Raw genomic sequence first — 9,230 nt, 5'->3', positions numbered from 1 at the left:
TAAAATTTTTATTACTTTTTAATAATTTTTTCTTATTTTTTTGAAACTTATTAAAAAGAACAAATAAAGTATGTTAAAATCCTTTTTGTAAGAAGTTCGGTTTTTTATAAGATAATTTTTATTAAGTGATTTTTTTAAATTTTTTAATTAAGGTTATAAAAGGCGGCTTCTTATAAATTTAATTAATAAGGGAGCATTATGGGTTTTATTTCATTTGAAGAAAAAAATCAAGATAATATTGATATTCAAGAAGAAAATAATAAAAACTTCGATAAAGAAATAAATATAGAAGTTGTTGATTCTATAGAAGAAATATCCGAACTTCTTTTTTCTAAATCTAGTGAAGGATTAAGCGCTATTGAAGAATTAAAAGGGACCATGGAACAAATAGCTGCCGCTGCGGAAGAAAGTGCAGGTGCAAGCGAGGAAACTTTAAGTGCGGTTACGGAAATTAAACAAAATTCCAAATTTTTAGAAGCTGAAGTGAATACAACGGTAGAAGTTATTTTATCTTTTAAGTCTACTCTTTTAAATGCTATAGATTCTTTTATGGAAGCTAGTGAAAGTTTAAAGAATACTTCTTTAAATGCTCAAGAAATAGCGAAAAAATCTGAAAACTTATTAAAATCCAGTGAACAAATTAACGATGCTGTAGAATTAATTACCAAACTTGCGAAAAAAACAGGATTGTTAGCTTTAAATGCTGCTATAGAGGCAGCAAGGGCCGGAAATGGTGGAAGAGGTTTTACCGTAATGGCAAGCGAAATAAGAGCTATGGCTAAAAAATCGAGTGCTTATGCGGATAAAATTAAAACGATTGTAAAAGAAGTGCAGGAAAATATAAAACATTCTAATCAAAATATAGAAGATGTAAAAAACAATATTGAAAAATTGGCAGATGAAGCTTTAAAGCTTGCGGAAGAGATGAAGGAAATAGGAAATACTATTGATGAAATAGTTTCTCTTTCCGAAATTATGATAGGTAATATAAAAAGAGTTGTAGAAGAAATTGAAGAATTACATCAAGCAAGCGAAACGATAGCGGCTGCAGCGGAAGAGAGTGCGAGTGCTGTTAGCGAGGTTACAAATACTATTGCCGCTCAGGTTAATGCTTTTAACGAAGCTAATAAAGCGGCTGAAATTTTAAAGGAAATTATCTTTTCTAAAAAAGAAAATTATGAAACAGAACTTGCTACTGCCAGTGAAGAGGTTGGACATTCTATTGCTCAGCTTGAAGAATCTATGAATGAAGTGGTTGAAGCTCTTTCTCAGATAGAAGAAGCAGCTGAAATATCAAAAAATGATGCTCAAAAATCCTATTCTATAGCAAATAATTCTGTTGAATTTATTAAAAATGCTACAGATAATATCGTAAAAATCTTTGAAAACTTTTTTAATATAAATAAAAAATTTGAAGATATTTCTAAACATTTGGAAAAAATGGAAAAAGCAACAGAGGATAATATTAAAGCTTCTAAGGAAGAAAAAGAAAATATTACAATCGTTAAATCTAAAATAAAAAAATTAAATAATGCCATTAGAAAAATAGAGCTGGCTATAGTGCAGACAGGCGCTCTTTCGATAAATGGTGCGGTTGAGGCAGTGAGAATAGGGGAAGAAGGAAGAGGTTTTAGCGAAGTTAGTCATGATATTAGAAATTTAGCCGATTCTTCAGAAGAAAATCTGGACAGAGTAATAGAAATAATAGATGAAGTTAATGAAGAGAATGATAAAATTTTAGTAGAAGTTAATAATATTATTCTTACACTTGAAAATGAAAGAAATAAAATTAAAGAAATGAGTAATGAATTTAATGTTAATTTAAAAACGTTAAAGAGTGTGATTTCAAAAGTAGAAGTACTGAAAAAATCTATAGAAGAGATGAAAATAGCTCTAGAGCAGATAGAACTTGCTTCCAAGCAGACTAAAGAAGCTGCTGAAATTTCCAAAAAAAATGCCAGCGAATCGAAAGAAGCTGCTCGTATTATCTTGAATATTTCTAAAGAAATGAAAGCTTATGCAGATAAATTAAGAAATATTTCAATTAATTTAGTAAAGAATAACCCATGAAAGTACCTGCTCTAAAATTTAGAGTTGCCGATAAATATTTTGCTGTTGAAATGGAAAAAATTAAACATTTTTTTGATGTGGAAGATATTTTGCATCTGCCTTCTTTGCCTTCTTTTGTAGTGGGGATTGTTAGATATAATAATTATGTATATCCCTTAATTTCTTTAAAAAAAGCATGGGGAATAGAAGAAGAAGATTCAACTACAGCTGTTGCTATGGTGTACGAAGACAGGGAATATGCAATCTTAATTGATGAGATAATTAAAATAGATGAGCTTGAAAAAAAAGAAAATTTTTTAATTGAGGTATTTGAGGAAAACGGGGAAATTATAGGAAATTTAAGTTTAGACTTTTTAAAAAATGTAGAAATCCCCACTTTTAAAAATATTTTAAAAAAAGAAGAGAGTAAAATATTTGAAGAAAGAGAGAGTTTTTTATTATTTAGATGTAAAGAAGAAATTTTGGGGGTTGATACTAAGATTTTAAGAAAAGTAGAAGAATATGACGGAAAAGACGTTTTTTTATTGAACAATACCGTAATTACTCTTTTGCCTTTTAGTAAAATATATAAAGAATCTCCCTTAGAAAATATCTTAATTTTGGAAAAAAATAAAATTTTAGGAATTGTAGTAGATGAAATTATAGATATAGCTCTTGTAGAAAAAAGTGAAATAGTAAACGGGTCGGGTATGTTTAACAGATATTTCGTTTATAACAACAAAGAAGTTAAAATTTTTAATAATGAATATCTTGAGATGAAACTTGAAAAGTACGGTGTTGTTTTACCTAAAGAGCAAAAGAGAGTATTTTCTGATATTGTAGAAGTATTGGTTCTTGATATAGCAGGGGAAAAATTTGCAGTGAAAATGAGTAATATTTTAGAAATCGTCGATTTTGACGAGGCCTATTTTAATTTTGCCAACGAAAATCCACATGTAAAAGGGATTTTAACAACGAAAGAAGGGGCTACCTTTATATTATCTTTAGAAAAAGTTCTTGGAAAAGAAATAGAAATTACAGAGGATAGTAAGATTATAGTTTTTAAAAACGGAGTTTTAAAAGCTTTGTTGGTAAGTGGGATAGAAGATTTGATATATGTAGAAAAAGAGAAAATAGTTTATTCTCAGAATGATACTTATATAGGAGGGATTGTTATTTATAACGACAGTATGATACCTCTATTTAATTTACATTGGCCAAAGGATTTTTAAGTGTTTAGAGAGTTTAAAGAAGAAAGATTTCATCGTTTTAAGGAGTTTGACGAGGCAAGAGAATTTATTGAGAAATTTTCTTATTCGAAAGATACTTTTGATGCTATCGATTATATGATAAATCATAAAGAGTATTATTTTTTATTAAAAAATATTTTAAGACAATTGCCCGATGAAAGAATAGTAGAATATGTTTTTTTTAATTTGCCTTGTTTAAAAAGAGAAGAAGATTTAAATATTTTGATTTCTCTTCTCACTAAATATCCAGTGGTAAAAAATTATATAAAATCTTGTAAAAATAGGGAGTTTGCCAAAAAAATATATGAAAGCGGTCTTAAGAAAGATGCTATAGATATTTTTAAATATATTCCCGATATTAGTGAATGGTTAAAAGAAAAAATAAAAGATGAAGATGCTGATATTAAAAAAAAGGCAATAGAATTTTTTGAAATTTTTGACGAAAAGTTTGCTGAGAAATTAAAAAAAGAGGTAAAAAGTGGAAATTGATTCGTTAAAGTTAAAAAAGTTACGAAATTATCTTAATGATGAAATAGGTATTTATGTAGAAGATGACAAACTTAAAAGTATTTATGAAAGGAAAATAAAAAAACTTTTAGAAAAGTTTGATTATGATAATTTTAATAAATTCTTTAAAGATTTGTTGTTAAGAAAAAATTCTCTTCTTAAACAAGAACTTATAAATGTTTTTACCGTTAACGAAACATATTTTTTTAGAGAAAAACATCAGTTTGATACTTTAATAAATTATATTTTGCCGGAACTTGATAAGATAAGGCCTTTAAGCGAAGTTATATCTATTTTGTGTGCTCCTGTTTCTACAGGGGAGGAGCTTTATTCCATAGCTATTTTATTAATGGAAGAAGGAAAACTGATTAAGAAAAGGGATTTTTTACTTCTTGGAATTGATATTGACTCTAATGTAATAAGTAAAGCAAAAGAAGGTATTTATTCTGCAAGGAGTATACAAAAGTTACCTCCGGAGATTATAAAAAAATATTTTATAGAAAAAAATGGAAAATACATGGTTAAAGATTTTTTAAAAAAAGCCGTTAATTTTAAAGTGGTAAATATTTTAGACAGATATGCTATGAAAAGACTTGGAATGTTTGATGTGATATTTAGTAGAAATATGCTTATATATTTTGATGAAAAGTCAAAAAGAGAGGCTTTGGCTATATTTTATTCTATTTTAAAAGACGAAGGCTATCTGTTTTTAGGACATGCCGAGAGAATTCCAAATGATATTAAATTATTTAAAAGTTTAAAAATCGGAGAGAGCTTTGTTTACAAAAAAGTTAGCGATAGTTAGTAGTTCAGCTGTTACAAGGCTTACTTTAAAAAAATTTTTAAGTGAAAAATTTAAGGTAGATACTTTTAAAAATACCGATTTTGATAAAAAATATGATTTAATTATTGCAGATGAAGAGTTTGATTTAAAAGGCAATGTTATAAAAATAGGTAAAGATTTGCCAAAACCAGATTTTATATCAGATGAGTTTAAAGAGCGGCTTTTGGACCTTATTAATGAAAAGTTTGGAATAAAAAAGATAAAAAAAACAAAACTCGATTTTGTTATAGGAGATTATAAATATGTCCTTATAGGCTCTTCTACCGGAGGTCCCGGGCTTATAGAAAAAATTGCCAGAACTCTTCCGCAAGATTACCCTAATCCAGTATGCGTAGTTCAGCATATGCCAGCTAATTTTACAGCTAAATTTGCTGCCCGTTTAGACAGTGTAAGTAAGCTTAATGTTGTTGAAGCGGATAATTCTCAACCGGTGATACCCGGATTTTTTATTATAGCAAAAGGTGGTTGGCATTTGCATTTTCGAAAAAAAGATGTAGTTTACTGCAAACTGGTGCCAAATTCTAAAAACAGGTTTTTCGTACCGAGTGTGGATGAGATGTTTTTTTCGGCTCTTGAAGTTATGGACCCTAAAAAAATAATGGCGGTATTGTTAACGGGAATAGGAGACGATGGGGCGCAAGGTATGAAAGCCTTAAAAGAAGCCGGAGCTTATACCTTGGCTGAGAGCGAGGAGAGTGCAGCGGTTTATGGAATGCCAAAAGCGGCAAAAGAACTTGGAGCGGCTGTGAAAATTCTTCCTTTTGAAGAGATTTTAAAAGAAATAATTAATTTTCGATAATTTCACAAACAATCTCTTTTATTCCTTTTTTCTCCTGTATTTCTATGATTTTTATACTCGGAAATTCTATTTTTAACACTTCATCGAGGTTTTTGGGACGATTTAAAGCGATGTGGCGGGTTAGCGTTCCACGGTAAGCTTTTGCGAAATGGCTGATTACTTTGCCGTTTTTTATAAATTTAAAAGTTATTGCATTTTTGGGTTTATACATTTTTTCGTAAAATTTGGCACGGAGGTCTATAAATTCTTCATTTAATGAATCAAGTTCTTTTTGGATATGAGGGGCATAAAATTTATAGATATCAAATCCGGGTTTACTTCCTTGTTTTAGAGTATAATGAGGAATTAAATCAAGAGGTTTTAAAATTCCAAAAAGGTTTGAAAAAATTATAAGATTTTCGTTGAGGTACTCTTTTGCCTGTTTGGGTAGGGAAGGATAATCAAGGTATTCAAAAGCGACCCCTGTGTATCTTAAAATTGCTTCTTTTGCCTTACGTTTTTTTATTGGTGTTTTGTCTTCACCGAAGTGTTTTACATCATTCGTTTTTTGTAAAAATTCTTCATATTTTTTTATAGTTTCATCTCTTATCGGGTTAAGTGAGGGAAAAGAGTCTATATTAAACTCTTTATCTCCTCCAAGGCTTTTTCTTTCACTCGGAGCTAATAAAATCTTCATTAAAATACTCCTTTGTTATACAGTGTATCGAGCCGTGTTGTTTTATAAGTGTGTTTGCGTTGATAGGGACAATTTCCCTCTCAGGGAAGATTTCACAAAAGAGGTCATATACATATTTGTCTTTTTTATCTTCATAAATTGGCAAAAGTACAGCGTTGTTTATTATTAAAAAATTTGCGTATGTTGCCGGGAGTCTGTGATTATCCCAGTATTTAGGATTTGGAAGAGGTAATGGAATAAGATTAAAGTCTGTTTTTTTCAGTTCTTCTTCCATTTTTTTAAGTTCTTCGTAATGAATGTCTTTTTTATCTTCGCATTTACAGTAAACAATCGTATTTTCGTTTACGAATCTCGCAAGAGTGTCGATATGTGAATCGGTATCATCCCCTTCTAAAAATCCGTAATTAAGCCAGATTATTTTATTTATGAAAAGTTCTTTTTTTAAAAACTCTTCTATTTCTTCTTTTGTTAAAGGATAGTTTCTGTTTTCTTCCAAAAGGCATCTAGAAGTGGTAAGAAGAGTTTTACCGTTTGTGTCAATGCTTCCGCCTTCAAGTACGAAATTGTAGCTTTTGTGGATATTAAAAATTTTTCTTGAAATTAAATTGTCGTAATTTGCGGGAAATTTAAGTCCCCATCCGTTGAATTTAAAATCTAAAAGTTTAATTTTATTATTCATCTTAACGCTGATGGCGCCAAAATCCCTTGCCCATGTATCGTTGTTTTTCACTTTTTTGAAAATAAAATTTTTGTGCTTTAAATGTTTTACAGTGTTTTCGTCTTCATAACATATAAGGACTTTTTCATATTGAGCAATAGCATAAGCTATTTCGCTAAAAGTTTTAATCGCTTCTTCCAGACAACAAGTCCAGTCCGTGTTTTTATGAGGAAACACTAATTGAACAAATGTCTGTTTTTCCCATTCCGGTATTAAATAATTCATTTTTATCCTTTTGCACAAAAGCGGTACTTTGTTTTTGTAATATTACCTAAAACATACCTTTCTACACATCTCAAACTAGGGCTGTTTCATACTGAAAAATTTAAGTAACGAAAAAGTAAAAATATGACAGCATTGCGGATTTTAACGAAAATTTTGCGTTTAAAAAAGTGCGTCTACCCGTCAGGGCGCTTGCTGTTCGCACTTTTTAGCAAAATTTGAGTGTTGCGTAAGCAAAAAGAAGCACGGAGCTGTCATATTTTTATCTTTGTAGTTTAGCATGAAATAATCCTACCTTTTTGCCATTGTGGAAAATGTGTAGAAAGGTATGACCTAAAAAGGATATTTTTTGAATTACACCGAAATAAATAAGAATATCCGCAATAATATAAAAAGGAATTACGAGTTTGAGGATTATTAAAGATGTTTTAAGTATATTTTTAAAAAGCATGGAAAAAGAGATTAAATATCTCTCGGGTCCGCTATTTTTCCTGCAATTGCACTTGCCGCTGCTACGGCTGCGTTAGATAAATAAACTTCTGATTCTCTACTTCCCATTCTTCCTCTGAAGTTTCTGTTTGTTGTAGCTACGCATCTTTCTCCGTCACCGAGTATTCCCATATATCCTCCAAGACATGCACCGCACGTAGGGTTTGCAACAACTGCTCCGGCATCTATTAACGTATCGATAATTCCTTCGTGTTCTGCTTGTTTGTAAATTCTTTGAGTAGCAGGTGTTACTATCAGTCTTACTCTTTTGTGGACTTTTTTGCCTTTTAAAATTTCAGCTGCCGTTCTAAGGTCGCTTAACGTTCCGTTTGTACAGCTTCCGATATATACCTGATGAATTTCAATGTCGTCTTTTACGGCTTGAGAGATTGGTTTTCCGTTACTTGGAAGATACGGATATGCAACCATCGGTTCAAGCTCGTCTACGTTAATTTCGATTATCTTAGCATATTTAGCATCCGGGTCTGAATAGTGGATTTTCGGCTCGGCTCTTAGAGGATTGTATTTTTTTACTTCATTTAAGAATTCTTCGGTTATTTTGTCATAAGCGATAATTCCGTTTTTGGCTCCCGCTTCTATTGCCATGTTACACAAACTCATCCTATCATCCATCGGAAGGTTTTCAATCGTATCACCCGTAAATTCAAGAGCTTTGTAAAGTGCCCCGTCCACTCCTATTCTTCTAATAAGCTCTAAAATTAAGTCTTTTCCGTAAACATGTTCTTTTCTTTGTCCGGTGAAGACCACTTTTATGCTTTCCGGTATTTTAAACCAGCTTTTGCCTGTAATCATACAAAAAGCAATATCGGTAGAACCCATGCCTGTTGAAAATGCTCCTAAAGCTCCGTGGGTACATGTATGGGAATCCGCTCCAATTATTACGTCCCCCGGTATTACCAGACCTTTTTCAGGCAGAAGTCTATGTTCAATTCCCATATCTTTTTCATCAAAAAAATTTTTGAGGTTATGTTTGTAGGCAAATTCCCTGTTAATTTTTGCCTGGTTTGCGCTGGCAATATCTTTTGGCGGGATAAAATGGTCTAAAACGATTGCGAAATTATCCGGTTTTGCCAGTTTTTCGGCTCCGCTTTCTTCAAAAGCCCTTATTGAAATAGGGGTGGTAATATCGTTTCCTATAGTCATATCGACATCGCACATAATAATCTCACCAGGTTTTACTTCGCGTCCAATGTGTTCTGCGAAAATCTTTTCGGTTATCGTCATAGGCATAACAGTCCTTTTTTAATGAAATTATAGCCAATTTGATATAATAAGGAAAAAAGGCGTTAAATGGCTAAAATTTTTATCTTTATCGGAGTTATTTTTATAGTTATCGGGCTTTTAATGTATTTTTTTAAAGATTTTCCTCTTTTTCATCTGCCGGGTGATATTGTGATTGAAAAAGAAAATTTTGTATTTTATTTTCCCATTACTTCTTCGATTATTATAAGTGTCGTTTTAAGCGCTGTTTTTTATATTATATCAAGGCTGTTTCAATGAGACTTTTTATAGCAACTCCGGTTACCCTGCCTATATACGGGGCAATAAAAAAAGACCTTGAAAAATATATAGATGGAAAATGGGTTGAGGGATGGAATTTGCATTTAACCCATAAATTTATAGGGGAAGATGAGCCTGAAAAATATCAGATTCCT

At 31.1% G+C, this 9,230-nt stretch carries 9 protein-coding genes; 6 read left to right on the top strand and 3 right to left on the bottom strand.

Annotated elements, in window-relative coordinates:
- Nucleotides 1-198 precede the first annotated feature (198 nt).
- Genes ACXJH6_RS02990 through ACXJH6_RS02970 form a run of 5 tightly spaced genes read left to right on the top strand, consistent with a single transcriptional unit; the run spans nt 199 to nt 5,449 of the window.
- Complete coding sequence (locus tag ACXJH6_RS02990) at nt 199-2,070, top strand: methyl-accepting chemotaxis protein (RefSeq protein WP_456470288.1); 1,872 nt, start codon at nt 199-201, stop codon at nt 2,068-2,070.
- Nucleotides 2,067-3,281 carry a chemotaxis protein CheW gene (locus ACXJH6_RS02985; protein ID WP_456470287.1) on the top strand — a complete coding sequence of 405 codons (1,215 nt, stop codon included), beginning with the start codon at nt 2,067-2,069 and terminating at the stop codon, nt 3,279-3,281. The genes ACXJH6_RS02990 and ACXJH6_RS02985 overlap by 4 nt, the downstream gene beginning before the upstream one ends.
- Entirely contained in the window at nt 3,282-3,788 is a 507-nt protein-coding gene (locus ACXJH6_RS02980) for a hypothetical protein (RefSeq protein WP_456470286.1), read from the top strand.
- Nucleotides 3,778-4,611 (top strand): CheR family methyltransferase, encoded by an 834-nt coding sequence (locus ACXJH6_RS02975; protein ID WP_456470285.1) that lies wholly within the window; start codon nt 3,778-3,780, stop codon nt 4,609-4,611. The genes ACXJH6_RS02980 and ACXJH6_RS02975 overlap by 11 nt, the downstream gene beginning before the upstream one ends.
- Nucleotides 4,583-5,449, top strand: coding sequence for a CheB methylesterase domain-containing protein (locus tag ACXJH6_RS02970; RefSeq protein WP_456470284.1), 867 nt, complete (start codon nt 4,583-4,585; stop codon nt 5,447-5,449). Before ACXJH6_RS02975 ends, ACXJH6_RS02970 begins: the two co-directional genes overlap by 29 nt.
- On the opposite strand, the gene ACXJH6_RS02965 is transcribed toward ACXJH6_RS02970, so the two are convergent.
- The 3 genes from ACXJH6_RS02965 to leuC all read right to left on the bottom strand — a co-directional run bounded on the left by ACXJH6_RS02965 (nt 5,436) and on the right by leuC (nt 8,805).
- Nucleotides 5,436-6,125: a YaaA family protein gene (locus tag ACXJH6_RS02965; protein WP_456470283.1), complete on the bottom strand. Its 690-nt coding sequence runs from the start codon at nt 6,123-6,125 to the stop codon at nt 5,436-5,438. The two genes, ACXJH6_RS02970 and ACXJH6_RS02965, sit on opposite strands and share 14 nt — an antisense overlap.
- Entirely contained in the window at nt 6,100-7,068 is a 969-nt protein-coding gene (locus tag ACXJH6_RS02960) for an agmatine deiminase family protein (protein WP_456470282.1), read from the bottom strand. Before ACXJH6_RS02960 ends, ACXJH6_RS02965 begins: the two co-directional genes overlap by 26 nt.
- 459 nt (nt 7,069-7,527) lie before the next feature.
- On the bottom strand, nt 7,528-8,805 hold the full coding sequence (gene leuC / locus ACXJH6_RS02955) for a 3-isopropylmalate dehydratase large subunit (RefSeq protein WP_456470281.1): 1,278 nt from the start codon (nt 8,803-8,805) through the stop codon (nt 7,528-7,530).
- A 60-nt stretch (nt 8,806-8,865) separates the two neighbouring features.
- On the opposite strand from leuC, the gene ACXJH6_RS02950 reads away from it, so the two are divergent.
- Entirely contained in the window at nt 8,866-9,075 is a 210-nt protein-coding gene (locus tag ACXJH6_RS02950; RefSeq protein WP_456470280.1) for a DUF2905 domain-containing protein, read from the top strand.
- The last annotated feature ends 155 nt before the right edge of the window (nt 9,076-9,230 follow it).

Source organism: Caminibacter sp., assembly GCF_053999135.1.
Note: the sequence above shows the minus strand (reverse complement) of the source record. Positions and strands in the feature narration are given on the sequence as shown.